The sequence below is a fragment of the Staphylococcus sp. HMSC034C12 genome (genome assembly GCF_001835895.1).
Lineage (GTDB): Bacteria > Bacillota > Bacilli > Staphylococcales > Staphylococcaceae > Staphylococcus > Staphylococcus hominis.
On the sequence record NZ_KV826345.1, the window covers coordinates 1 to 210 of the forward strand.

Annotated in this window: 1 protein-coding gene; it reads right to left on the reverse strand. The window is 31.4% G+C overall.

The window, feature by feature from the left end; all coding sequences use genetic code 11:
- A partial coding sequence (locus HMPREF2629_RS08900) for an SdrD B-like domain-containing protein (RefSeq protein WP_141756721.1) occupies positions 1-210 on the reverse strand: 210 nt, incomplete at both ends.

The window sequence follows — 210 nt, forward strand, 5'->3', positions numbered from 1 at the left end:
CATACATAGTCACCTAAATTATATTTTGGTGTTTTATAAAATCCACTATCTAGTGTCCAGTTATCAGCACCATTAATAACACCTGTAGTTGTTAAACCATCAGAATCTTTTTCATTGTTATTTCCAGAATTTTCTGTTGTAGGTGTATAGCCCTCAGGTGTTGTGAAAGAAACTTCATACGTTCCATTTTCTAAATCAGTAAATTGATAT